The organism is Roseibium sp. ROS1 (assembly GCF_054658215.1).
On record NZ_BAAGIG010000002.1, the window covers coordinates 996,488 to 1,022,464 of the forward strand.

Annotated in this window: 21 protein-coding genes; 15 read left to right on the forward strand and 6 right to left on the reverse strand. The window is 57.3% G+C overall.

Annotated elements, in window-relative coordinates; all coding sequences use genetic code 11:
* Nucleotides 1–99 precede the first annotated feature (99 nt).
* Entirely contained in the window at nucleotides 100–927 is an 828-nt protein-coding gene (gene fghA, locus ACYQ6M_RS12675; protein WP_152506730.1) for an S-formylglutathione hydrolase, read from the forward strand.
* 1 nt (nucleotide 928) lies between these two features.
* Here the strand turns inward: fghA and ACYQ6M_RS12680 are convergent, their stop codons facing one another.
* The 5 genes from ACYQ6M_RS12680 to ACYQ6M_RS12700 form a co-directional block, all read right to left on the reverse strand.
* A complete protein-coding gene (locus ACYQ6M_RS12680; protein ID WP_460074178.1) occupies nucleotides 929–2,002 on the reverse strand; it encodes a lysophospholipid acyltransferase family protein in 1,074 nt (357 codons plus the stop codon).
* On the reverse strand, nucleotides 1,999–3,429 hold the full coding sequence (locus ACYQ6M_RS12685) for a cytochrome P450 (RefSeq protein WP_022999392.1): 1,431 nt from the start codon (nucleotides 3,427–3,429) through the stop codon (nucleotides 1,999–2,001). Before ACYQ6M_RS12685 ends, ACYQ6M_RS12680 begins: the two co-directional genes overlap by 4 nt.
* A gap of 58 nt (nucleotides 3,430–3,487) precedes the next feature.
* Entirely contained in the window at nucleotides 3,488–3,883 is a 396-nt protein-coding gene (locus ACYQ6M_RS12690) for a DUF423 domain-containing protein (protein ID WP_031268787.1), read from the reverse strand.
* Between the two features lie 63 nt (nucleotides 3,884–3,946).
* Nucleotides 3,947–5,989: a M3 family metallopeptidase gene (locus ACYQ6M_RS12695; protein ID WP_460074182.1), complete on the reverse strand. Its 2,043-nt coding sequence runs from the start codon at nucleotides 5,987–5,989 to the stop codon at nucleotides 3,947–3,949.
* Nucleotides 5,990–6,214: 225 nt separating this feature from the next.
* A complete protein-coding gene (locus ACYQ6M_RS12700; RefSeq protein ID WP_460074184.1) occupies nucleotides 6,215–6,823 on the reverse strand; it encodes a pyridoxamine 5'-phosphate oxidase family protein in 609 nt (202 codons plus the stop codon).
* 484 nt (nucleotides 6,824–7,307) lie between these two features.
* Here ACYQ6M_RS12700 and ACYQ6M_RS12705 point away from each other — a divergent pair, with 484 nt between their 5' ends.
* The 7 genes from ACYQ6M_RS12705 (at nucleotide 7,308) to lhpI (ending at nucleotide 14,734) form a co-directional block, all read left to right on the forward strand.
* Nucleotides 7,308–8,654 (forward strand): substrate-binding protein, encoded by a 1,347-nt coding sequence (locus ACYQ6M_RS12705; protein WP_168686954.1) that lies wholly within the window; start codon nucleotides 7,308–7,310, stop codon nucleotides 8,652–8,654.
* Nucleotides 8,655–8,743: 89 nt separating this feature from the next.
* Nucleotides 8,744–9,772 carry a branched-chain amino acid ABC transporter permease gene (locus ACYQ6M_RS12710; protein WP_022999387.1) on the forward strand — a complete coding sequence of 343 codons (1,029 nt, stop codon included), beginning with the start codon at nucleotides 8,744–8,746 and terminating at the stop codon, nucleotides 9,770–9,772.
* Between the two features lie 4 nt (nucleotides 9,773–9,776).
* Complete coding sequence (locus ACYQ6M_RS12715; RefSeq protein ID WP_075282584.1) at nucleotides 9,777–10,913, forward strand: branched-chain amino acid ABC transporter permease; 1,137 nt, start codon at nucleotides 9,777–9,779, stop codon at nucleotides 10,911–10,913.
* An 11-nt stretch (nucleotides 10,914–10,924) separates the two neighbouring features.
* Entirely contained in the window at nucleotides 10,925–11,680 is a 756-nt protein-coding gene (locus tag ACYQ6M_RS12720; RefSeq protein WP_022999385.1) for an ABC transporter ATP-binding protein, read from the forward strand.
* Complete coding sequence (locus ACYQ6M_RS12725; protein ID WP_022999384.1) at nucleotides 11,677–12,456, forward strand: ABC transporter ATP-binding protein; 780 nt, start codon at nucleotides 11,677–11,679, stop codon at nucleotides 12,454–12,456. Before ACYQ6M_RS12720 ends, ACYQ6M_RS12725 begins: the two co-directional genes overlap by 4 nt.
* A 130-nt stretch (nucleotides 12,457–12,586) precedes the next feature.
* Nucleotides 12,587–13,687 carry a calcium:cation antiporter gene (locus ACYQ6M_RS12730; protein WP_228148041.1) on the forward strand — a complete coding sequence of 367 codons (1,101 nt, stop codon included), beginning with the start codon at nucleotides 12,587–12,589 and terminating at the stop codon, nucleotides 13,685–13,687.
* 102 nt (nucleotides 13,688–13,789) lie between these two features.
* Nucleotides 13,790–14,734 (forward strand): bifunctional Delta(1)-pyrroline-2-carboxylate/Delta(1)-piperideine-2-carboxylate reductase, encoded by a 945-nt coding sequence (lhpI, locus tag ACYQ6M_RS12735; RefSeq protein WP_460074189.1) that lies wholly within the window; start codon nucleotides 13,790–13,792, stop codon nucleotides 14,732–14,734.
* 35 nt (nucleotides 14,735–14,769) lie between these two features.
* On the opposite strand, the gene ACYQ6M_RS12740 is transcribed toward lhpI, so the two are convergent.
* Nucleotides 14,770–15,621 (reverse strand): GNAT family N-acetyltransferase, encoded by an 852-nt coding sequence (locus ACYQ6M_RS12740; protein ID WP_228868458.1) that lies wholly within the window; start codon nucleotides 15,619–15,621, stop codon nucleotides 14,770–14,772.
* Nucleotides 15,622–16,003: 382 nt separating this feature from the next.
* On the opposite strand from ACYQ6M_RS12740, the gene ACYQ6M_RS12745 reads away from it, so the two are divergent.
* The 7 genes from ACYQ6M_RS12745 to ACYQ6M_RS12775 all read left to right on the forward strand — a co-directional run bounded on the left by ACYQ6M_RS12745 (nucleotide 16,004) and on the right by ACYQ6M_RS12775 (nucleotide 25,888).
* On the forward strand, nucleotides 16,004–18,628 hold the full coding sequence (locus ACYQ6M_RS12745; RefSeq protein ID WP_460074192.1) for a caspase family protein: 2,625 nt from the start codon (nucleotides 16,004–16,006) through the stop codon (nucleotides 18,626–18,628).
* 168 nt (nucleotides 18,629–18,796) lie between these two features.
* Nucleotides 18,797–18,979 (forward strand): hypothetical protein, encoded by a 183-nt coding sequence (locus ACYQ6M_RS12750; RefSeq protein WP_460074193.1) that lies wholly within the window; start codon nucleotides 18,797–18,799, stop codon nucleotides 18,977–18,979.
* A 5-nt stretch (nucleotides 18,980–18,984) separates the two neighbouring features.
* Nucleotides 18,985–20,610, forward strand: a complete 1,626-nt coding sequence (locus ACYQ6M_RS12755; protein WP_460074195.1) for a caspase family protein — start codon at nucleotides 18,985–18,987, stop codon at nucleotides 20,608–20,610.
* A 161-nt stretch (nucleotides 20,611–20,771) separates the two neighbouring features.
* Nucleotides 20,772–21,452 (forward strand): hypothetical protein, encoded by a 681-nt coding sequence (locus tag ACYQ6M_RS12760; RefSeq protein WP_460074196.1) that lies wholly within the window; start codon nucleotides 20,772–20,774, stop codon nucleotides 21,450–21,452.
* Between the two features lie 50 nt (nucleotides 21,453–21,502).
* Complete coding sequence (locus tag ACYQ6M_RS12765; protein ID WP_460074197.1) at nucleotides 21,503–23,386, forward strand: adenylate/guanylate cyclase domain-containing protein; 1,884 nt, start codon at nucleotides 21,503–21,505, stop codon at nucleotides 23,384–23,386.
* Between the two features lie 280 nt (nucleotides 23,387–23,666).
* Complete coding sequence (locus ACYQ6M_RS12770; protein WP_460074198.1) at nucleotides 23,667–25,484, forward strand: M23 family metallopeptidase; 1,818 nt, start codon at nucleotides 23,667–23,669, stop codon at nucleotides 25,482–25,484.
* 107 nt (nucleotides 25,485–25,591) lie between these two features.
* Nucleotides 25,592–25,888 (forward strand): PAAR domain-containing protein, encoded by a 297-nt coding sequence (locus ACYQ6M_RS12775; RefSeq protein WP_031268781.1) that lies wholly within the window; start codon nucleotides 25,592–25,594, stop codon nucleotides 25,886–25,888.
* The last annotated feature ends 89 nt before the right edge of the window (nucleotides 25,889–25,977 follow it).

Sequence of the window (25,977 nt, forward strand, 5' to 3'; positions counted from 1 at the left end):
AAGTGGGGACGCGCATGCTGCGTCTCTCCGGTCTGGCAAGGCAAGGCCGGAGAAGTCCTTTTGGATAGGCGGCTATTCAGAGATTGGAATTGACTGACAATGAAAACCCTTTCCGAAAACAAGTCCTTTGGCGGCACCCAAGGTGTCTATAGCCACATGTCGGAAGCCTGTGGTTGTGAAATGACTTTTGCGGTCTACATTCCGCCGCAGGCCAAGGACGGCCCCGTGCCATGTCTTTGGTATTTGTCGGGTCTGACCTGCACCCATGAAAACGCCATGACCAAAGCCGGGCTGCAGGCCCATGCAGCAGAGTTTGGTATTGCCGTCGTCTTTCCGGACACCAGCCCGCGTGGCGAGGGCGTTGCCAATGATGAGGCTTATGATCTGGGGCAGGGGGCGGGATTCTATGTCAACGCGACAGAGATTCCATGGGCGCCGCATTTCCAGATGGAGACCTACATTGCCAGCGAATTGCGCGATCTGGTGACCGAGAACTTCCCAGTTTCCGTGCATCACGGGATCACCGGGCATTCCATGGGCGGGCACGGCGCGTTGACGCTGGCAATGAAATATCCCGGGCATTACCAGTCGTTGTCAGCCTTTGCGCCGATCGCAAACCCCACGGCTTCCGACTGGGGCCGCAAACAGCTTGGGGCCTATCTCGGAGCTGATGAGACACTCTGGACAGCGCATGACGCGACGGTTCTGGTCAAGGAAAAGGGCTGGGCCGGTGATGTTCTTATTGATCAGGGTGCAGGCGATCAATTCTACGAACTGCTCAAACCCGCTGCACTCATCGATGCATTGACCGAAACGAAGACGGCTCACACCTACCGCTTGCAGGCAGGCTACGACCATTCCTATTATTTCGTGTCAACGTTCGCGCGCGACCACGTTGCCTGGCATGCCGAGCGACTGAAGGGATAATCTACCACTTTCGGGCTTGGTTCTTTTCGCTCAAGGCTTTCGCGTAGGCGCTTTGGGCGAATTTTCTGGGCAACCTCAATTCGCCCAACATGTACCATTCTTCGATGTGTTCGAGCACGATCGGTTCGAACACATCGTTCATGACCCGGACTGCTTCGTGTAGATCATAGCCGGTGGTTTCTTCCGGTCTTTCCAGAGGCGGCAGAATGACCATCCTGAAACGGGCCGGTCCCAGTCGCACAAGATATGTCGGGATAATTGTGCCGCCGCAGGAATTGGCGATCTTCACTGCGACGATAGCATTTCCTTTTTTCGGCAATGGTCGACCGAAACTGGGCAGATGGACCTGCTTGTCGCGAACTTCGTCCACGAAAATGGTCATGGAATACTGTCCGTTGTTCATCAACCGGTGCAGCCGATACGCGCTTCTTTGCCCCGGCGGGAAAAGATACTGGTTTCGCTCCTTGCGGATGGCATGAACAATGCGGTTCTTGAACCGGTTTGGTTCCGGTTGAAATGGACCGATGCTCGGTCCGGCGAGCCCCTCGTGTATCGCCACGAAAAGTGCTTCCCAGGTGCCAAGATGCATGGATGTGAAGATCACTGGTGCGCCTTTGGCCTGCGCCGCTTTCAGATGTTCCAACCCTTCAACTTCAATACGAGCACTTTTCCATAACTTGTTGACGATGCAGAACTCGGACATCGTTCGGCCGATGTTGTGCCACCATCGTTTCAGTCCCGCTTTCTGGCCCTTGTCGGTGTTCCAGCGGTTGACGGTCAGCGTTTCAAAATTACGGCTGATGCGCTGCGGAAACAGTTTGTCTCGATATGACCAACGCATTACCGGCACGAGCAGATTGCCGAAACCCGATGCGAATGCTGGTGGGCACAGTTTCAGCGAACGATGAAAAAGGGTGTTCAGGACACCGTCCTTGACATGAACGAACCAGTGAAGCCGAGCTGCCTCCCGCTCTGCCTCCTGTTGAGAAAAGAGATCCCGTAGACGAGGAGCGGCGGGCTCTACTGCAAGAGTTTCAGCGAAGGGAATATCTTCCAGCCGCGTCTGTTTGGTCATGAATGGCGCGGGTGCAGTGTCATTGGCAGGTTTTCACCAGGGCGCAAGGTCAACCGCGCTACTGGCTGGACGTCCGTACCGTCTTTCAGCTTCAGTTCGAAATCCTGGGCGAGAATGGCCAGGCTGAGAATTGCTTCTGTCATGCCGAATTGCAGTCCGGCGCAAATGCGCGGGCCGATGCTGAACGGGACATACCCGTATTTATTGGGTTTCTTCGATTTTGGATTGAGAAAACGGCCGGGATCAAAAACGTCCGGTTTCGACCATAGCACCGGATTGCGATGCATAAGCCATGGCACCACCATGACCAGCGAACCTTTTGGCACTGACTTGCCGCCGATGCTTGTGTCGGCCATTGCCTCTCGCGCAAGGATAGGGACCGGCGGATACAGCCGCAAGGTTTCCTCGATGACAGCCTTGGTGTAGGGCAGGTTGGGAACGTCCTGGAATGTCGGTGACCGGCCGGCGAGGACCGTGTCGAGTTCGGCCTGCAATTTTGCCCTGCTCTTGTCGCATTGGGACAGCAGGAACCAGGCCCAGGCCAGTGTGTTGGCGGTTGTTTCATGGCCGGCCATGAAAATCACGGCAGCTTCACTGATGATTGCCTCACGGCTCAGTGGTTCGCCGTTCTCGTCTCTCGCTTCCAGCAAACCGCCAATGACGGATGCTTCGCCTTTTTCCTTCTGCGCTTCGTAGTTGGCGATGATCTTGTCGAGCACCGTCATGATGCGCTCGACAGGTTTCTTAATCGCACGACCACGAAAACGTGGCAGCCATTCGGGCAGTCCGAAGAGGGAGAGGATGTCGACCTGGTCGATATGGCGCTGATAATCCGAAAAACCCTGAACGACTTCGGCAGCATGATCCTTGCCCAGCTGGCGCCCAAAAATGGTCCGGCAAATGATCTCTGCTGTCAGGTGTGCCATATCGGCGAGCGCATCGACCTCAGCGCCTTCGCCCTGCGATGCCCAGTCGGCTCGCTGTTCCTCGATGGTTTCGATCATGATCGGCGCGAATCCTTTGACGCGCGAGCCGTGTATGATCGGTGCTACCACCTTGCGGCGTTTCGCCCAGGTTTCGGTATCACTGATAAAAAGACCGTCGCCGAGAAGAGGCTGCAAGGCATGACGCATTTGCGGGCTTTTGCGCTGCAAGACCTCGTGATTGGTCTGGAACGCTTCACGAACCACGTCTGGCCGGTTGCAGATCACCAGTTCACGAGTGAAGATCTTTTTGCTTCTGAGGCGGCTTTGAAAATCATCAACGCCCCAAATAGATAGAAAATTGCGCTTGGCCATGCCGATCAGGCTCCAGACCGGCGGCATCTTTTCATAGCGGAACGGGTAGGGCGGCACGAAGTCTTCGGCCTTGGTGGCTGTCGGTTCGGCCTTTTGGGTGTCGCCTGAAATTTGTGCGGAAACAGTCACTAAAAATAATCCGAATTGGTTCTGGTTTTACCGGAATAACCTGTCAGATGGCTTTTAGTCACTTGGGCCGAACACGTAAAGCACAGAGCGCGAGCATCAGCCATCCGAGGATCACCATCATGCCGCCGATTGGCGCCGACATCGCAAACAGGCGCCTTTCCAGAAAAGCCCGCATCAACAGGTCACCACAGAACAGGGACAGTCCTGCGGCAAGGAATATCAAAACGACGGGAAGGAGCGGCACTCTCCGCAATTGGGCGAGAAGGCCGATGCCCAGGAACACAGGCGCGTGAAACAAAAGCATGTGTGCAGCGGTTTCGATCAGGCTTGACGCGCTGGCGTGCGCGGACAATGCCAGACTTACGACGCCGGCTGCACCTGAGACACCGGCCATGGCCATGCCCGTTCTGAGAAGAGGAGCGGTCGGGGTCGCCTGAGGCTGCATGTGGGTCATCCGGTTGTCCTGGAAACGTTTGACCTGCCGGCGTTAGCCGGCAGGCCTGGAGAAGGGGTCGGATCAGGCAGCAAAGCCGCGCTTTTCAAGAAGAGCATCGATCCGTGGCGCACGCCCCCGGAATGCAAGATACGCGGCTTCCGGGTCCTGCCGGCCACCGGCTGAGTAGATGTAGGTCAACAGTTTTCCAGCCGTTTCCGGATCAAATACGTTGCCCTTCTCTTCAAATGCCTCAAACGCATCCGCATCCATCACTTCCGACCACATGTAGCTGTAATATCCAGCCGCGTAGCCGTCGCCCGAAAAGACATGCTGGAAATGCGGGATACGATGACGCATCGTGATGGCTTGCGGCATGCCGATCTTGCCGAGTTCTTCCATTTCGAAGGCTGCAACATCTAGTTCTGCCGGATCTTCCAATTGATGGAGTTCGAGATCGATCAGTGCGGAAGCCGTATACTCTACCGTCGCAAATCCCTGATTGAAATTGGCGGCAGCAAGCAGCTTGTCGAGAAGCGCCTCGGGCATCGGTTCGCCGGTCTTGTAGTGAACGGCGTATTTTGAAAGCACTTCGGGTTGAGACAACCAGTGCTCATACAGCTGAGAGGGCAACTCGACGAAGTCACGCGAGACGCTGGTGCCCGAAATCATGGGGTAGGTCACATTCGAAAGAAGACCGTGCAGGCCATGGCCAAACTCGTGGAACAGGGTCCGGGCATCATCGAACGTCAGCAGTGTGGCTTCACCCTTGGCACCTTTGGAGAAATTCATCACATTGACGATGATCGGCGTTACGTCGCCTTCTAGCCTGTGTTGCGACCGGAATGCACTCATCCAGGCACCGGATCTTTTTGACGACCGTGCGAAATAGTCTCCCAGAAAGAGACCGACGTGATTGCCATCCTTGTCGAGAACTTCAAACACCCGGACATCCGGATGGTAGACCGGCATGTCCTTGAGTTCTTTGAAAGTAAGCCCGAAGAGACGTGTTGCCGTGTCAAAGGCAGCCTGGATGATGTTTTCAAGCTGCAGGTAAGGCTTCAGCTCCGTTTCATCCAGATCGTGTTCGGCCTTGCGGACCTTTTCGGAATAAAAGCGCCAGTCCCAGGCCTCGATAGAATGGTTTTCGCCGGCATTGCGCGCCATGTCCGCCAGCTTGGCTTCTTCTTCCCGCGCCTGAGCGACCGCCGGTTCCCAGACCTTCACAAGCAGGCCTCTGACGTTGTCAGGCGTCTTGGCCATCGTGTCGTCGAGCTTGAACTCCGCAAAGTTCTTGAAGCCGAGCATCCGGGCTTTCTCGTCCCGCAGTTTGAGGGTTTCGCTGATGATTGCCCGGTTGTCTGTCTGGCCGCCGTTTTCTCCCCGGGCGGACCATGCCTTGAAGGCTTCTTCACGCAAACGCCGGTTCGTGGAAAATTGAAGGAAAGGTTCAATCGAGGAACGGGAAAGCGTGATGACGTGCTTTCCGTCAAGCCCTCGTTCGTTTGCAGCTTCGGCAGCCGACGTCAGCAGGAAGTCAGGCAGGCCGGCACGGTCTTCCTCGGTTTCCAGAACAAGCTGATAATCCGACTCATCCTTGAGTACGTTCTGGGAAAAGCTGGTGCCGAGCGTGGCAAGTCTTTGCGAAATGTCAGCCATCCGCGCCTTGCCGGCATCGTCAAGGCCAGCACCGGCCCGCTGGAACATTTTCTGATACCGTTCGAGCACGCGCGCGTCTTCGGAATTGAGTTCAAGCGAATCCCTTTGTTCCCACAATGCAGCAATCCGGCCGTAAAGCTTGGAATTCAGCAGCATTTCCGAGGAATGTTTGGCAAGCTTCGGCGCCACGTCGCGCTCGATCTTTTGCAGGGACTCATTGGTATGGGCACCGGTCAGGTTGAAAAACGTCCTTGCAACCTTGGTGAGCGTCTTTCCTGACGTCTCCAGGGCAACAATCGTGTTTTCAAAAGTCGGCGCCACCTCCTGATCGGCGATCCTGTCAGTGTCCGCCTTGGCTTCCGCCATGGCGGCGTCGAATGCTTCCTCGAAATGCTCGGGAGAGATCGTCTCGAAGGGAGGCAGGTCGAACGGCGTGGTCCAGTCGGAAAGAAGCGGATTGACGGTCATTTGTGCCTCGGAAGGTATCTTGAAGGATGTCAGCGACATATGGCGCAGATTGGGATCGGTTCCAAGCACTCTGCGGCTAAATAGCGCCTTGAAGCCGGTCAGGCCGCAGAACGCGATATGGCAACCGGTGTTTCTGTTCGGCGGGCAAGGAAGGCAACGGCAATCGCTTGCCTCATGATGCTTTGTAACGGTCTTTCGATGTCATTGGCATCAATTGGAGACCGCTTACCACATCGAAGTCTTGGCACGCTCCGGCCATTCGCGGTCATAGGTTTCACCATCGAAACTTGCCTTGATTTCCTTCATGATTTCACCTGGTGACGGCAAGTCGCCCTTGCCGGTCCTGTTCTCGGTTTCCCAGAGGCCGGCACGCATGATGGCGCGCGCGCACTGGAAGTAGACCGAACCGATCGTGACCACGATCACCGAACGAGGCAAATGCCCCTCTTTCTCGAAGCTGGCAATAAGGTCCTGCTCGACGGAAAGTACTGCCTTGCCGTTGATCCTCAGAACGTTGTTCCAGCCGGGAATCATGAACATGAGTGAGACACGCGGGTCGCGAACAATATTGCACAGCGAGTCGATCCTGTTGTTGCCCCGCCGGTCGGGCATCAGCAGCGTCTGGTCATCCTGTATCCTGACAACCATGCCGTCGTCGCCGCGCGGAGAGCAGTCGAGCCCTTCTGGTCCACAGGTTGCAAGTGTGCAGAAGTTGGAAGCCTCGACAATCCTGCGATACGCGGGGCTCAGATGATCGATTTCCTTGATCAAGGACGCTTCTCCGGCAGTACCGTAGTGTGCGTGAAGGTCCTCAAGGGAAGTGAGGATGTTCATTGAAATGATTCCGGGCGGGTGTACGGGGACGAAGGCGAGAACCGCAGCTTATCCGCCCGTATCCGTCTCCGTCAATTTCGCCGCGGACGTCCTTTGAGCTCCGTCCGATCTTGCACTTTGGTCTAACGCTTTGAAATTCCGGATTTTTGAACCTTTACGTCAAGGTAACTTCGCGTTGCGGTATGCGTGAGAAGTAAGTGGCTGAAAATAAAAAAGAAACAAAATGACGCAATGCAATAAAAATCGCGAGGAAATTCGAAGATTAGCCGTGATTACTTCGAAAGTATAATGAGTTGGTGTGGGTGAGCGATCCGATAGTCGTATTGCTGTTTTGCAGATGATTTTTTTACAGTCATTGCAGCTTGCAGTTTTGGTGCGGAGGAGCCGGGATCCCGGACGGGGAACAAGCCGGAATTGCTTGCAGCTGTACAGCTATTGCAGGCGTGCCCGAGGTGGGTACGCGACGCCTTTCTGGGAGGAAAGTATGAGCTTAATTCGTAAACCCCTCAATCGTCGTTCCATTTTGCGCGCTGGCGCATTGGGCGGTGCCGCATTGGCAACGCCGACCATTTTCACCAGCCGCGCATGGTCTGCCGGTTATCTCAACGAACCGACAGGCGCTGAAGTCGTTCTGGGCTTCAACGTTCCGCAGACCGGCGCATATGCCGACGAAGGGGCAGACGAACTGCGCGCCTATCAGCTTGCCGTCAAGCACCTGAACGGTGAAGGCGACGGCGGTTTGTTGAACACCTTCTCGTCGAAGGAACTCAAGGGCAACGGCGTCAACGGCAAGAAGGTCGCCTTCGTGACCGGTGACACGCAGACCAAGTCTGATGCAGCCCGTGCATCCGCAAAGCGCATGATCGAAAAAGACGGCGCTATCATGATTACCGGTGGTTCGTCCTCCGGTGTGGCGATCGCCGTGCAGTCGCTCTGCCAGGAAGCCGGCGTCATCTTCATGGCGGGTCTGACCCACTCCAACGACACCACCGGCAAGGACAAGCGCAAGAACGGTTTCCGTCACTTCTTCAACACCGAAATGTCCGGCGCTGCGCTGGCTCCGGTTCTGAAGAACAACTACGGCACCGATCGCAAGGCCTATCACCTTACCGCCGACTACACCTGGGGCTGGTCTCAGGAAGAATCCATCAAGAAGTACACCGAAGGCATGGGCTGGGAGACGACAGCTGCTGTTCGTACGCCGCTTGGCGCTGGTGACTTCTCGCAGTACATCACGCCGGTTCTGAACTCCGGTGCTGACGTTCTTGTTCTGAACCACTATGGCAAGGACATGGTGAACTCCCTGACCCAGGCTGTTCAGTTCGGTCTGCGCGACAAGCAGGTCAACGGCAAGGACTTCGTAATCGTTGTTCCGCTGTATTCTCGCCTGATGGCACAGGGTGCCGGTGAAAACGTTAAGGGCATCTTCGGGTCCACCAACTGGCACTGGTCGCTGCAGGACGAAGGCTCCAAGGCTTTCGTGAAGTCCTTCGGCCAGGAATACGGCTTCCCGCCGAGCCAGGCTGCGCACACCTGCTACGTCCAGACCCTGCTTTATGCAGATGCCGCACAGCGGGCAGGCACGTTCGATCCTTGCGCGATTGCCGCAGCTCTCGAAGGCTTCGAATTCGACGGCATGGGCAACGGTCCGACCCTCTATCGCGCAGAAGACCACCAGTGCTTCAAGGACGTTCTGGTCGTGAAGGGTAAAGAAAACCCGAGCTCCCAGTTCGACCTTCTCGAAGTGGTGGAAGTCACTCCGCGTTCGCAGGTCGAATACCCGGCAGACTTGCTGGGTGGCGAACTCGGCGCGTGCAACAACGGCGCATAAGCTCTTGAACGTCGGCAGCCGCCGGAGGATCTCCGCCGGCGGCTGCTGCTTATCAGGACGCAAGTGACGCAGCAAATAGCGGCAAGACCATGGATGTGATTATTCTTCAACTGCTGAACGGGTTGGACAAGGGCGGAGCCTACGCGCTGATCGCCTTGGGACTGACCCTGATTTTCGGGACCCTTGGGGTCGTCAACTTCGCGCATGGTGCCTTGTTCATGCTGGGTGCGTTCTGCGCGGTGTCGTTCAACAAGCTTCTCAGCCTGGAGATCGTGACGACGGATCCGACCAAGACGACGGCGTGGGGAACTCCCCTCGAAATCCGTACACCCTACATCGAGGCATACCTCGGAGACTTCGGTCACTGGGTGCTCAACTATTCGGTGCCGGTTTCCATCCTGCTTGCCATTCCGGTCATGCTGCTTTTCGGTTTCATCATGGAACGTGGCCTGATCAAGCACTTCTACAACCGGGCGCACGCCGATCAGATCCTCGTCACCTTCGGCCTCGCTATCGTTCTTCAGGAAATCATCAAGTCGATCTTCGGCGCCAACCCGATCCCGCAAACCGCGCCAGATGCCGTACGCGGAGCAGCCGACATCGGAGCTGCCCTCGGCTTGGATCCTGGCGTGATCGTCTATCCGTACTGGCGCATGGTCTACCTTGCCTTCGCAGGCGCCATCATCGCAGCCGTCTTCGCCTTCCTGCAATTCACCACCTTCGGCATGGTTGTTCGGGCCGGCATGGCAGACCGTCATACGGTCGGGCTGCTGGGCATCAACATCGAGCGCCGTTTCACCATCGTTTTCGCGATCGCCGCAGTGGTCGCCGGTCTTGCCGGGGTCATGTACACGCCGATCCTGCCACCCGACTATCACATGGGCATGGACTTCCTCGTGCTCAGCTTCGTCGTGGTCGTTGTTGGCGGCATGGGGTCGCTGCCTGGAGCCGTCGCGGCAGGTTTCCTGCTCGGCATCCTGCAGTCCTTCGCATCGATGAATGAAATCAAGGCCATTCTTCCAGGCATCGACCAGATCATCATCTATCTCGTTGCTGTGGTCATCCTTCTCGTGCGTCCGCGCGGGCTGATGGGCCGCAAGGGCGTCATGGAGAACTAAAAAAATGTCTACAAAAACATCTCCTGCACGCGACTACATCTTCTTTGCGATCTTTGCTGTCGCGGTGCTTACGATGCCGATCTGGCTCGAGCCGATTGGTGCCGGTTATCCCGACCTTCTGCAGAAGTTTGCAATCTTTGGTCTCTTTGCGACCGGTTTCAACATTCTGTTCGGTCTGACTGGATACCTGTCATTCGGCCATGCCGCGTTTCTGGGTGTCGGTTCCTACACCGCAGTCTGGACGTTCAAGCTGCTTGGCATGAACCCGATCCCCGCCGTAATCATGGCAATCATCGCCTCCGGCATCTTCGCACTTGCCATCGGCTATGTGTCGCTGCGCCGGTCGGGCATCTATTTCTCGATCCTGACGCTCGCTTTCGCTCAGATGTCATATAACCTGGCCTATTCGGTTCTGACGCCAATCACCAACGGGGAGACCGGCTTGCGTGTTTTGCGCAGCGACCCGCGTCTGTTCGATGGCAATGGTGGTCAGGAAGGCCCACTGATCGCGAACCTGTTCGGCATTGAAATGACCGGGTGGGGCGGGTTCTACTTCTGTGCGGTCATCCTTCTGATCGGCTTCTTCGTTGCTCAGCGGATCTTCCGGTCGCCTTTCGGCATCATGTTGCGCGCCGTCAAGACCAACCAGAACCGTATGACCTACACCGGCCTCAATCCGCGTCCCTACACACTGGCGGCGTTCGTGATCTCGGGCATGTATGCAGGTCTGGCCGGTGCTTTGATGTGCATCACCGATCCGCTGGCAGGTGCTGAGCGCATGCAATGGACTGCATCTGGAGAGGTCGTTCTCATGACCATTCTCGGCGGCGCAGGCACCTTGCTCGGCCCGATCTTCGGTGCGGCGCTGATCAAGTATTTCGAGAACATCTTCTCTGCCTTCAACGAGCAGACCCTGCATGAGATTTTCGGTTTCCTTCCGGACTTTATCGAAGGCCCCGTCATCTCCGTTGCCGGCCTGTTCGTCGGTGAAGGCTGGCATCTTACGCTCGGTGTTCTCTTCATGCTGATCGTTATCTTCCTGCCTGGTGGCATCATGGAAGGCGTGTCCCGGATCGGTAAGCTGTTCAAGCGGTCATCCGGCAAGTCCGAACCGAACCGTGCAACTGCCCCTGCAGAGTAAGGAACAAGAATATGGAAATCCTACGTGTAGAGGGCGTCAACAAGTCGTTCGGCGGTCTGAGAGCCCTCAACAATGTCAACTTCTCGGTGGAGCAGGGCACTGTTCACGCGATCATCGGGCCTAACGGAGCGGGTAAGTCGACCTTCCTGAATTGCATGATCGGCCGGTTGATCCCGGATACCGGCACGGTGAAGTTCGGTGATATCTCGCTCACAGGCATGAAGCCCTACGAGATCAATCAGGTCGGCGTTTCTCGGGTGTTCCAGACCCCTGAAATTTTCGCAGAACTCACCCTGCTGGAAAACGTCATTATCCCCACCATGGCAAAGCGCGACGGACAGTTCTCACTGCGTCCGTTCAAGCGGCTCGATAGGGATGCGGAAATCCAGGACAAGGCACTTCACATGCTGGAGGACGTCGGCCTGGCGGAGAAAAAAGACGTTATTTCCGGTTCCCTGTCACGTGGTGACAAGCGCCGGCTCGAGCTGGCCATGTGCCTCTCGCAGGATCCGAAGCTGCTGCTTCTCGATGAACCGACCGCGGGCATGTCCCGCGCCGATACCAACAACACGATCGATCTTCTGAAACGGATTGCCGGACGCGGTATCACCAAGGTGGTCATCGAACATGACATGCATGTCGTGTTCTCGCTTGCCGACAAGGTCACCGTGCTCGCACAGGGAACGATCATCGCGGAAGGCAAGCCCGAAGAGATCAAGGGCGACCCGCGCGTACAGGAAGCTTATCTCGGAGGAGCGCATCTGTGACCCTACTTGACGATCAGTTCAGCGGCCGGTCCGCTCCCGGCGTCCCGCCGCGCAAATCTCAAGGCGGCGCCCCCGCATTTTTCTCTGCGTGGGACCTGCATGCCTATTACGGCGAAAGCTATATCGTTCAGGGTGTCAGTTTTGACATTCGTGAGGGCGAGATCCTGGCACTTCTGGGCCGCAATGGCGCAGGCAAGACATCGACGTTGCGCGCAATCGCCCGGATGGAGGATCCGCAGCTGAAACATGGCGAGGTGTGGCTCGATCACAAGCCGCTTCACACCATGAAGAGCTTTCAGGCAGCCCGCCAGGGCGTAGGCCTCGTTCCGGAAGACAGACGCATCATTCCAGGACTGACGGTTCAGGAGAACCTGGAGCTTTCGCAGATTGCCGAGCCGGTCGGATGGTCGATCGAGCGTATCTACGAGCATTTCCCGAGGTTGGCCGAACGACGGTCGCAGGACGCCATCACCATGTCCGGCGGCGAACAGCAGATGCTGGCTGTTGCACGTATCCTCGCGCGCGACATCAAACTGCTGTTGCTGGACGAGCCCTATGAAGGCCTCGCACCGGTGATCGTTCAGGAGATCGAGCGCATCCTCGAAGGCGTGAAGGATCTCGGCATCACGACCATCATTGTTGAACAGAACGCAATCGCGGCGCTTCACCTTGCTGACAGGGCGGTCATTCTGGACATGGGAGAGGTCGTGTTCGACGGATCGGCACAGGAAGTCCTCGACAATCCGCAGCTGCGTCAGGAATACCTGGCGATCTGACCCTGCGGACATTTCAGAAGTGGAAGGCCGGTGCCAAGCGCCGGCCTTTTTTGTCTGCCGGCATTGGTTGAAGGCGGCGGCGGCGGCCTATAGTCTGTCCAGACTGTTTTCATTTTTTTCGGGTTTCTTTGTGACCAGCCTCAAATCGGAATTGCCGAGCTTCACTGGATTTGCGGTCTTTGCCGCCTTCACCTTCGCGGGTGATGCCTTGAAACCGGAAACGATCGGGATTGTCCCGTCGCTGTTGCTACTGGCAGTCATATTCGTCACGGTTATGTGGTGCGCCTTTTCGGTTGTCCGGCACGCGGAATGCCTGGCAACCCTGCTTGGCGAACCCTTCGGTACCTTGATCCTGACCCTGGCGGTCATCGGGATCGAAGTTGCGCTGATTGTTGCGATCATGCTGTCGGGCGACGCCATTCCGACGATGGCACGCAACACGATGTTCTCGGTCGTGATGATTGTCCTGAACGGGCTGGTTGGCCTGTGTCTTTTGGCAGGCGGCCTGCGCCACAAGAACCAGACCTATAATCTGCAAGGCGCGAATGCGTTCCTGTCGGTGCTTGTGCCTCTGGCAATCTTTGCGCTCGTGTTGCCGCGCATCACCCACTCGGCTCCTGGCGGAGAGCTGTCTCCGCTACAGTCAGCGTTCGATGTCGTCATGTGCCTGCTGCTGTATGGCGTGTTTCTGGCGATCCAGACGGTAACGCACAGCGATATCTTTCGTCAGCCCGACGACGACGGCCATGATGAAGGGCATCATGGCGTAGTCGTTCGGTCGATGCCGTTTCACATCATTGGCCTGTTCGGGGCACTTCTTCCGATCATCCTCCTGTCGAAGAAGCTCGCACTCTATGTGGAATTCGGTATCGAGGGGCTGGGAGCACCGCTGGCCTTGAGCGGGTTCATTGTTGCGGCACTTGTGCTGATGCCCGAGGGGCTCAGCGCTTTGCAGGCTGCACGTGATAACAAGCTTCAGCGCGCTGTAAATATCTGCCTTGGATCTGCAGTGGCGACCATTGGTCTGACAGTGCCAGCCGTTCTTCTCGTAAGTTGGGTGACAGGACTCAAGATTGAACTCGGCCTGGAACCTGCCGACATCATCATGCTCGTGCTGACCCTGTTCATAAGCCTGTTGACGTTTGGCAGCAGGGCGACGAACTATCTCCAGGGCGCGGTTCATCTGGCACTGTTCGCCGCCTACGTAATGATGATCTTCGATTTGTCCTGAAAATTACGCTCTCCTGGAGTTTTTCGTCCGAGCAAATGCTTGGACTGCTCCGGGGAATATGATTTGTATCAATAAAGTTAACACTTAACAGATTGGCCCAACATGTTGCTTTTGACCGAAGACCAGACCCGCGATGCATTGCCACATCCTGATCTGATAGACGCTTTGGCAAAGATGTTCCGGTCTGGCTGCGTGATGCCAACCCGCCACCATCATGACATGGAAATACCCGGTGAGCCCGATGCGACTGTGTTGCTGATGCCGGCCTGGGTGCCGGGCGGATATGCGGGCGTAAAGGTGGTCAATGTGGTTCCAGGCAATTCGGAGCGTAATCTTCCCGCAATTTCTGCGCAATACCTTTTGTCGGATGCACGAACCGGAGAGATGCTCGCGCTTATCGACGGTGGCGAATTGACAGCCAGGCGCACCGCAGCGGCCTCCGCACTTGCGGCCAGCTACCTGGCTCGCTCCGACGCGCGGCACCTGCTGGTACTCGGCACCGGGCGCCTTGCTCCCAATCTGATCGCCGCGCATATGGCCGTTCGTTCCATTGACGAAGTCACCATCTGGGGGCGGTCCAGGGAAAAGACGGAAGAAGTCGTGCGCTCGCTTGCCGACCAGTTCCCGGTGAAACTGAAGTCAGCAACAAGTTTGAAGGAAGCGCTTGGGGAAGCGGATATCGTCAGTGCCGCAACTCTCTCTTCCGAACCCTTGATCAAGGGTGCCTTGTTGAAGCCGGGAACGCATGTGGATCTTGTGGGGGCCTTCAAGCCCAGCATGCGCGAGAGTGATGACGATCTTGTGAAGCGGGCAGAGATCTTCGTGGACACCCGCGATGGGTGCCTTTCCGAAGGTGGAGATATCGTTCAGCCGATCAAAGCCGGGGTATTGTCGCCAGGCGAAATCAAAGCAGATCTTTATGAGCTTTGCCGAGGCGAACATCCCGGCCGGCAGAGTGAAGAAGCCATCACCATGTTCAAGTCGGTGGGGGCAGCGCTGGAAGACCTTGCCGGCGCCATTCTTGCGTACCAGTCAGTCGAGCATTGATTGGAAACACACAGGGCGCGGGGCGGTCTGCCGCCTCAGCCCAATTCGAACGTTGTGATGCCGTAGAGCTGGTCCAAAGGCAGATCGGGTGCCAGGCCGCGATACATGCGGAAGGTTTCGAATTCCGGTGACAGCTCGTATTTTTCCGCCATCAGCAATGCTGCCGCATTGGGTTCGGGCGTGTCGAGGATAATGGTCTGCCCTTTGACCTGACCGGCAAGTGTGCGGAACAAGGTATCGGCAATTTCCGGTTCATCCGCGAAAAGGGGCCCGATCTTGTAGCCTTCATGGCACTGGCGGATAATGCCGTAGCCCCTGACATGACCATCTTCGACAAAGGCAAAGCCGCGGCGTGTTTCCAGCATGGGGGCGGCCCAGGTCTTCAGGAATTGCGTACGTTCAGCCGGAAAGAAGCGCTGGTCATAATCACGTATGCCGGGAAAAAGGCCATGACCAAGTGGCGCAAGGCGCGGATCCATGGGCGTATCGCACATTGCGATGCCGGCATGCCGGATGTTCCGGTAGACCGACTTGAACCCGTGCTGGGCATAACTTGCGGTCTGCTCATTTACCGCATCCAGACCGATGACCCGAGACCCCAGATATGCCATCGCGTGGTCCCAGATCCGGTGGCCGTATCCCATGGTCCGGAATTCAGGCTTGCAGATATAGAGCCCGATGAAGCCGAATGTATCTCCGTAGCGGACTGCCGAAATAACGTTGATCAACTTTCCGTCTATTTCGCCGGCAAAATACCCGTTCGGATCGGCCGTGAAGAATGCTGGGCCGTCTTCAATCCCGGGGTTCCAACCTTCCTCCATCGCCAATTCGAGTGGGATGTGAATCTCACTTTCCTTCAGCTGGCGAATCCTGAACGCGTCTGTCATCTGACCTCCCGAGCATTTGCAGGCTTTTGCAGCAGCGTAGGATGACTCGAAATGAAAAGAAACACTTGCCTGAGGCCGCATTCCTTGGGCATTGCCTGAACAGCTGACGCTTGCTGATGCTGTCTCCCTTGCGTCGGAACCACAAGTGTGCATCACTTTCCCTAAGGGTATTAGATCGACGGGGGCGCCGGACGCTTTGGAGCCGGAAGTGCCTCCGTGTGAGTTCCATCACAGACAGGCAGCAGCTCTAGCGCGATAGTTACACGCGGATTTAAGCGCTGAGGACGTTATGCAGAATCGGGATTATCGACCTCTTGCCACACGAGTTGGCAAATCTATGACCTCCACCAAGCCTGTTGGCAGGTTGAGGAAAGCTGTCAGGATGGGCCTTCTGAGCCTGCCGGTGGGTGCTGCTCTTGCATTGCCTTCCGCCCAGGCGATGGCACAGACCGAGGACGGGCGCAGGGTTGCGCTGGTCATCGGCAACCAGGAATACCAGTATGTGACCCCGCTGGAAAATCCCGTTACGGACACGACGGAAATCGCCAGGATCCTTCGGGAGGCTGATTTTGATGTGACGATCGGCACGGACCTCAACAAGAAGGATCTGGAACAGGTCGTACGCCGGTTCCTGCGGGAACTGAACGACGGCGACACGGCGCTGTTCTACTATTCCGGTCATGCGCTTCAGGTTGGCGAATCCAATTTCATTCTTCCTGTCGACGCCAAACTGTCCTCTCAATACGACCTGGAATTCGAAAGCCTCAAGGTGTCCCATCTGCTGGACTACATGAAGGCCGCTTCCAGCCTGCAGATCGTCATGCTTGATGCCTGTCGGGACAACCCGTTCGAAATCGCAAGCCTGTTTTGGGGCGAGGAAGAATATTCGCTCGGAAAGACCAGAGGGCTGCGCCGGATTCCGAACAAGCTCGGTACATTCATCTCCTATGCCACGCGTCCTGGTCAGGTTGCCTACGACGGCAAGGGGCCGATGAGCCCGTTCACCTCTTCTGTGGTCGAAAATGCTCTTGATCCGGCGCTCGAGATCAAGGACCTGATGACCAAGGTTCGCGATGACGTGGTTCGCAAGACCGGCGGCCAGCAGATCCCTTATGAGGATTCAACGCTCGTCACCAGCTTCTATTTCGTACCGCCCAAACCGGCTCCGATCGTGACTGCCCATCACAGGGTCAGTGTATCTGCATCGGCTGAATCCGTCCCGATCAGCATCCCCGAACCGGTTCAGCCAGAAGGTGGTACGCTGAAGGCGAAGCTCACCTTGCTACCTGAAAAAGGTACCTTGAAGCTGCCGGGAGGTCGGGCCGTTGCTGAGGGGGACGTGATAGATGCGGCAGAGCTTGCCAGTCTCGAGTTCTTTCCGGAAGGTTCCCAACCCGGCGACGTGGAGCTGATCTCCTACGAGGTAGAGGACCAATGGGGTGGTTCTGCATCCGCGATCGCCTCAATTACGGTCGCACAGGCCGAAGTGCCGGTGCAAAACGAGCAGGTGGAGGAAAACCGCACGAAGCGGCTTGAAGCTCTCCTGTCATGGCTGGGCAACACGGCCTCGAAGGGAGCGGTAGAAGCTGATATCGGCACCGGCCCCGTAAACGTCTATCCGGATGCGCCTGTCGAGGATCTGCCGGCAACAAGCGATTGGCTGAAGGTTGTCTCTGTCGATACGGACCTGCAGCTTGCTTCCGATAACCGCTTGCTGCAGGCCGGCGACCGTTTTCCTGTTTCTGCGCTCGCGACATTGACCGTCCGTCCGCAGATCGGCAGTGAAAGTGAAGCGCGGAAATTTGCTCTGGAATTGCCGGCTGTCGAAGGAACGCCCACCAGAACCATCACGCAGATTGTTCAACCCCGTGTAACGCAGTGCGATCGCCTGGCAACCCAGCCTTTCGATTTGCAGGCGGTTACGGAAGGAAGGCTCGCCAACGATCTGGATGCGGCGGCTGTGGATACGGCCTGCGCCGAAGCGATGGCTGCCTACCCGGAGATCGGCCGGTTCGTCTTTCAGCGCGGTCGTGGAGCATTTGCCGCCGGTAACCTGCAACAGGCAGTCGGTTACTTTGAACAGGCCTACCAGATGGGACATGTTCGTGCCGGCCAGGTGCTGGGACGCATGTATTTCCTGGGTGCCGGGATCGATCGTGACCGCGAGAAGGCTGTCGACCTGTACCGCAAGGCAGCGGAGCGGGGAGACGCCTATGCTCTGCATTCGCTTGGTATGGCCGAGATCAAGGGCGAAGGCACGGCCCAGAATGAAAAGGACGGCCTGGACAAACTGCTGCAGTCGGTGGAGGCAGGCCACACGTTCTCGTTCAATGCCATTGGTGGCTTCTACCTGAATGGCCAACACGTGGAAGAAAACATCGACCGCGCCGTTTATTACTACAATCGCTCGGCATCGCGGAACGACATTTATGGCTACCTGAACATGGGGACGCTGTACCGCGACGGCAAAGGTGTGCCGCAGGACTATGAAGCAGCTCTTGGCTGGTTCATGAAAGCACATGAAGGCGGGCACCCTGCCGCCGGCACGGCCATCGGACTGCTTTACTACAATGGCCAGGGTGTTGAGCAAAACGCGGAAGAGGCAACTCGCTGGTTCCGTGAAAGTGCCCAGCGCGGAGATCCCTGGGGTGCATTCAACACCGCGTGGATGCTTGGCCAGCAAGATGGCGATGCCGCAGGCCAGGACCGTGTTCGCATGCTTGCCATGGCTGTGGCTGTTGAACCGTCTTCGCAGGCTGCCGAGCAGGCAAAGACCGCTCTCGGCGATGCGCGGAAAAACCTCAAGGCAAAGGTGTTGCAACAGACCCTGACCGATCTCGGTTTCGATCCAGGACCGGTTGACGGGCAGCCGGGACGGAAAACCCGTGAAGCCCTGGCCGACTTCTTTGAAGCCTCTGGACGGGCGCCTTCCGAAGGCGATGAGGCCCTGATTGCACTGGTAAAGCATCAGTGGGAACAGAACCGTCCCAGATATGATCTGTTTTAATCGTTGAGGGAGATATTCAGATGAAATCGTTCTTGTACTTATTGCCAGTCACAGGACTGCTGACGCTGATGGTGGCAGGATGCCAAACACAGCAAAACCCGGCCCCGCAAGGTGTCAGGCAGCCTGCGACCACGAGCCCGACGACCAATAGGGCTTCGAGACCTGCCTATGATCCGATCAACGATCCTAGCGCTCAAGACCGCAACAACGGCAATAGCGGTGGCGGAAATAGCGGCGGCGGAAATAGTGGAGGCGGTGGCAACAGCGGCGGCGGAAGTGGCGGCGGTGGTGGCGGCGGCCCAAGTGGCGGCGGCGGCGGTAGCTGGGGCTAACTTCGCACAGAAAAGGTAACACCGATGAATGTTCCATTTGGCCTGGCGTCCGGACGATATTTCTGGGCCAGAATGTGCGGCCTGTTTCTTATCGCAGTGAGCTTTGGCTCGACAGCGGAAGCCGGACAGTGGCGAGCACTCGTTGTGGGCGTCGACGCCTATCAGCACGTTTCTCCCTTGAAGGGGGCGGTCAATGATGCGCGAGACATCGCCGAAACACTGACAGCTGCCGGTGTTACCGACCTGACCACGCTATACGATGCCGATGCGTCAAGGCAGGCAATCCTTTCGTCGTGGCAGGATCTCATTTCCCGCGCGGACGCTGATGATGTTCTTGTTTTGTCCTATGCTGGGCATGGGGCACAGGAGCCCGAGTGGGTAAAGGGTTCGGAAGAAGACGGCATGGACGAAGTCTTCCTTCTGGCCGGTTTCGATATTGCAGCTCCGGGTAATGGCGAGAGACTGCGAGACGATGACATCGCCGCAATGCTCCGGGCTGCCGGTGGACGCAGTGTTCTGGTTCTGGCAGATAGCTGCCACTCGGGCACAATGACCCGATCCGTGGACCCGCGTATCACGCGGCTGGGGACGCGGCTGGTTGGTTTACCCCCGTTCGAGAACGACGCCCTTCGCTCTCAACCTCTTCCGCCCATGCTGGCCGGAAACGCCCAGCAGACAGGCGACGTCCAGGACCTTCCCAACGTTATCTACGTAGGCGCTACTGTCGATGGACAGGTCATCCCGGAGCTTTTGATTGCCGGTGAACCACGCGGTGCGTTGAGCTGGGCCTTTGCGCGCGGTGTCGAGGGAAGGGCGGATCTGGATCGCGATGGCGGTATCTCCATGGATGAGCTCAGCCTGTTTCTCAAGGAAACCGTACGGGTCGCAACGGAGGGACGCCAGTCGCCCAGCCTGACCATGAGCGGTGACAGCCGCGCCGCTGTCCTGCCGCGTGTCAACGAGCAGATATTCGCACATGAAAACGGCGTCCTGACCCTGTCTGCGAGCACCAATGCTGCCACACCGGTATTGCAGCAGCTGGCCGGCAAACAGGAGGGCCGCCTGAAGGTCGTTGAAGATGGGACCGCGGATCTGTTCTGGGATGTGGAAGAAGGCGACGTCCTGACCAAATTTGGCGACGTGGTGCTGCGCGGCAAGGCGACCAACATCGACCGGTTTTCCGATGTCGTGACCAAATGGGGTTTTCTGACCGATCTTTATGCCTTGTCGCGTGAGCGCCAGCCTATTGAAGGAACACTCCAGCCGTCAGTCGGGCATATCCCCGAAGGAGATGCATTCAAGGTTGGTCTTAAATCGGACCAGGCAGGCAATATGGCCGTGTTTGCACTGGAAGCAGACGGCACGCTTCGTCTGCTTGCCCCCAACAAGAAGGCAGACCCGCTTGGCAAGGACACCACGGTTCAGGCAGCCAAGCCTTACGTGTTGAACTTGAGGGCTGCCCTGCCGTTCGGTGCGGACCATATCGTTATGGTACGGGCGGCCAAACCGATGCCTCAATTGGTCGGCGTATTGGCTGCACTCGATGGCAAACCTCTGAGCGCCGAGCTGACACCAAAATTGCTTGAGTTGATTGGCCAGTATGCAGATGCCGTGGGTATTGCCGGTGTCTACACGGAGCCCGCCGGCTGACACGCGAGGTCTCCTTCTATCTTGTTGCGCTTGAAAAGAATTTTTGTGACCATGGCCACACTCATTTCGCCATCCTCTGGTAATATCGAACCATAGTCAGCGCTGGGCTGCGTCGAAAAGGCCGGGCGTATTTGGAATGACCAGGGAATCAGGAGCCCTTCATGAAACGGATTTTGAAGCATGCCTGTTCAAGGCGAAGTTTGCAGGCCACGAGTGCTCTCGCGGGTCTGATGTTTGCGCTGTCCGCCGGATCTGCAGTAGCGGATCCGATTGCGCTGGTGCTGGACAAGTCGGAAGGTGTTGATGTGTCCGCGTTTACCGAGCTTATGCCTGGTGACGTAGTCGATCTCGGCGCTACCGGACATGTTGACCTGCTGGACTATTCCGCGTGTCAGGAAGTCAGGATTCAGGCCGGTGTGCTCAAGGTATCTTCCGAGGGATACACCGCAGAAGGTTCTGAACAGAAAGTTCTGAGAGCGGGTAACTGCTTGCAGGCAGACAGCGGAACCGACAGCGAAAAGGCTGACAAAGGTCTGACCGTCACGCTGCGTGGCCTTACACTGGAAAACAAGAAAGCTGCGTCATTGATGCTGCGGTTCGACAACAAGCTGCGCGATCAATACGACACGGTGTTTGTTTCCTTTGGGGGCGGTGAACCCAAGCGCTTCGATATGCTCGACAATATTCTGACCGACATGCCGAACCGTGAGCCGGAAGACGAGGCCGTTGAGGTTGAGCTGTTCCTGCAAGGCAAGGCGCCAGACTATGGTGTCGTCATGCGCACGATCACTATCGACCCGGTCCAGGTTGGACGGAAAACCGCTGTCGTCATCGTGAAATGATATTTGGCGGCCGGTTCGCGGACGCAGCCATTGGACGAAAACAGCTCATCTTGCTCATCGCACTCGTTGCGGTAGGGGCTGGGATCGCCATCGGTTTATCCGCTCAAAAGGCCATCTGGGAAGGGTGGGTGACAGACCGCCTGTTCCAGATCAAGGCCCTCATGGACAACAAGGAGCAGGCAGGTCCTGCACCTGTTGTCGTGGTCGGCCTTGATCAAAAAGCGCTTAACTCCGACCGGTTGGCACCAATACCGCGGGTTCTGATGACCCCGGTTCTGGCAGAGGCCGGACAAGCCATGCTGAATGCCGGCGCGGTGGCGCTGGGCTATGACTTTGTATTTGCCTATAGTGCGGACGGCTTTGTGGATCCCAGCACCGGCGAAGCCAGATTGAAAGGTTTTGACCTGGCATTTCAGCGGTTCCTCTATCAGAACCGCGGCAAGGTGTTCATTGCTCACACCGAAATAGGCGTACCTCAACGCATGTTTTCCGCTGCAGCCGGTGAGGGCGGTGTCAGGTCGGTTATCGTTTCAACTGACAGCGACGGTGTGGTGCGACGACACGAGCCGCATTCACCTCTCACCGCTTCGCCACATCTAATCGATGCGCTTTTGGGTATCGCAGGTGTCGAGGTCGCCGAAACCTACATTCCGGTGCCATCCGCCCGCCTCGCGACGTCCGTTCCGTATCTTTCGCTTATCGACGTTCTGCAGCTTCTGGAAAGTGAAGAGGGCAGGCAGGAGCTTGCCCGTTTTGCAGAAGGCCGCATCGTACTGTTCGGCGGGCTGTTGCCCTATGAAGACGAACATCTTTTTTCAGACCGTTTCCTGCCTCATCTGCCAGAACAGCTGGCAGAAACGGGGCCAAGCGGGCGACCACGCGTACAGCCGCAAACCGCCGGTGTATTTGTACTGGCCGATTTCATCGGCTCGCCTATCGCCGGAAGGATCGTGACCGAGCCTCCCGCTGGTCTCGTCCCCGCATTTGCGGTCATCTTTGCCGTGGTTGGCGCGCTCGCAGGTCTGTCGCTTCCGCTGGTCGTCTTACCTGTTGTGGCTGTCGGCGGAGTGCTTTGCGGACTGGGCGTGAGCCTTGGCAGTATGGAGCTCGGCATGTTTCCTTCGCCAGGCGTTGCTCCGGTTGCCTTCGTCACCGCGACAATCATCGCGGCTGTCGGGAAGGTCGGCATCCTGCAGCGCCGGCAGAGGTCTCTGGTAAGGCTCTTCGGTCACTACCTTGCCCCGGATGTCATCAAGCTGATGGCGAGTTCCGAACAATTGCCGGCGCTTGGTGGGGAAACCCGGCATGTCGTCGTGGCCTTCATCGATATCGTCGGCTTCACCAAGATGTCGGAAAAACTCGCCGATAAGGATGTGGTGCGCGTGGTCAATTCCTGTTTCGACAGGATCGGACAGGTGATCACCGCTCACCAAGGGTATATCGACAAGTATATCGGCGATGCGATCATGGCGGTCTGGAACGCACCCAATACGGTCGAGCATCCCGAAAAATCGGCCGTCGATGCCGCAACAGAAATCATAAATCTGCTAGACAGATTGCGCGAAATTACCGGACAACCACCGCTGGACCTGCGCATAGCCCTTAACGCCGGACCGGTTCTGGTGGGCGACATCGGTGGTGAACATCGCCGTTCCTTCACCGTCATGGGTACCACCGTCAACACGGCAAGCCGGGTCGAATCCGTTGCCAAGGACCACAAGGTTCGTCTCGCAGTCAGTCAATCGGTCGCCGAGAAACTGCCTTCGTCCTATCCGGTTGCTGAGATCTGGAAAGGACAATTGCGTGGTCTCAGTTCCGACATCACTGTTTACACTCTGGATCTACCTGAAATGTACATGGAGCCGGAAGAAAAACGGACGATCGCGCGGCAGGAACAGGACACGAGCAAGCTGGTCACGTTTCCGCGCTCCTGACGAAGCGCTTTCAAACACAGCATTTTTTGCATCTTTCCCAATCATCCGGCATGATCGGGATATTGATTTTCGGCAGCCTGAGCAGCTGCGACGCTGCGCTTAAGGTCTCACAATGGTCCAATGGCCTGACAACCAAAATCCGGGTGCTCATCGCCCAGAGTTTGACAGGACCGTGATCCGTCCGTCGCAAAAGGCGCCACAAGCTGGCCCTACCGCTACACCACCACCAAAGCCAGGAGCTGCGCCGGCCAAGGGGGCGGCTCCGAAACGGTCACCCATTGTGCTTTATGCTGCAATGGCCATCGGGTTCCTGGTGCTGGGCGGTGCTGCTGGCGGCATTGCCCATCTGATCTCCTCCGGCGCGATATCCCTGTCCCCCCCCGAGGAAATCGGGTTACAGGAGATCGCCGAAGCGGTGTCGGACAGCGCCTCTCCAGAAAATGCTCCGCAGCAAGATCCGGACGAAGCCGTCGCCAATAATCAAGGCCTGGAACAGGATGTTGATGACACTGCGTTGACCAACGAGGAGGATCTCGATGTTCCGGCCGATCCGTTTTTCGACATGGCCCTTTCTGCAGTCATTCCGTTGGCGGGCGACCCGGTCCTTTTGAAGGATGGTGCCGCCAATCGGCGGATAGACTTGTCGGAGCGTCCAGTGCCAGCCGCTGCGATCGGGGACGGTGCTGCGTCGGTACCGTCTGTTGCCGCATACGTGCTGGACAGCCAAATGCTGGACGATGACGGCAACCTTGTTATACGCGCACCGGGTAGTGAGGCGGACTTTCAGTTCGGCAATTTCGGGGGCGGGGATGAGGCCGAGGGCATAGTCGTTGAAGAAGATGCGCAGCCCGCGGACGATGGGTCTCCCGATTTGCCGGTGTTTCTGAAGCCGTCAACTGACACGTTGAACCTCTATCTTACCGAGCGTCCCATCGGTCAGGGGCCCAGCCGGGTCGAAGTACGCGAGGAGGTAGCAAAAGCGGCTCCGCTCAAGGATTTCCTGAAAGGCAAAGGGTTCGACGAGGAAGTCCTGGATTCACTGGTGGAATTCGTCAAGGAGAACTTTGACAAAAGCGATTTGATCGCGGGCGACAAGATCGCGGTGCGTGGTGTTCGTATGCCGAACAAGGTAGGCCGGATTGGCGACTACTATCGGCCTGTCCAGATTTCGATCTACGGCCGGGAAGGGTATATCGGTACAGCCGCCTATTCGGTTGGGAGAGACGGGGACGGGTATGTAGCCGGCGCCGATCCCTGGTTTGGCAAGACGATCGTGGAACAGAAGATCGCGGGTGAGGAGGCAACTCAACCTGCCAACTCGCATCGCTTGATCGACGGTGTTTATGCCACTGCAGTCCGCAATGCCGTGCCCGCTTCTATCGTGGGCGAGGCAATCGCATATTTGGCGCCCATGACCGACCTGAAGCGGTCAATCAAACCAGATGAGAGAGTTACTCTGGTATTCACGGACAGTGCTCGAGACGAGAAGCGTGGCGGTGGCAGGGTGCTCTTTGCCGGTGTTCGGCGCGGGGACGACTGGTCAGTTCGCTGCTACGTGCTGAAAGCTCCCGGTAATCGCGGTTTTGCCTGTGTGAACGAAGGCGGCAAGGTCAGTTTGTCCGGCGCCATGCTTGTCCCGGTCAAAGGTGTTCTGACATCGAAGTTCGGCATGAGATTTCATCCGATCAAGAAAACGGAACGCCTGCATGCCGGTGTCGATTGGGCGGCCCCCACGGGAACCGCGATCCACGCGGCCTTTTCAGGAAAGGTCACCTATCGCGATGTGCGAGGCGGGTATGGCAATTTCATTGAACTCACCCACAAGGACGGAATTACCAGCCGCTACGCGCATATGCATGAATACGCCGATGGCATCCAGCTTGGGTCTGTGGTTCAGGCAGGTGATCTGATTGGTTACGTCGGAACTACGGGGCTTTCCACCGGACCGCACCTTCATTTCGAAATCAGGCACAGGGGAGAGCCGACAGACCCGCTGGCCTTTGAAATGGAGACGGGAGCGGAAGCACCGCAATCTGTCGGGGGCAAGGATCTGCAGGAATACCGGACGGTGATTGCCGACATTTTGAGCGTGCAGTGAAACAGGACTTGCGGAAGCGCTGAAATACGCCAGACTGTGATCCAGGTCCCAGTATTTGTCGCAGGAACGTTCATTCTGGCAAGAGTGTAACAACGCACGAGGCTGCCATGACCAGACCAGCTGCCCGCCTGGGCGATTTTCATATGTGCCCGATGACACCCGTTCCGCCGGGGTTGCCAATTGCGCCGCCATGCAAGATCAATGTCCTGATCGGCAAGCGTCCTGCTGCGAGAATGACGGACCTTTGCGTGTGTGTCGGCCCTCCGCCGGCAAATGTCGACCCCATTATCATGGGGTCGCTGACTGTTCTTATCGGAAGTTTGCCCGCGGCCCGCATTGGCGATCCAACAGCCAAGGGCGGCGCGATCACGACAGGGGAATTTACCGTTCTTATCGGGGGCTGAGTCAGGACCAGCGACAATCAGGCAGATTTCCGGGCGGAATCGAAACGCCGGACAGGTGGGAGAACCTGTCCGGCGTTTTTGTTGGTTGA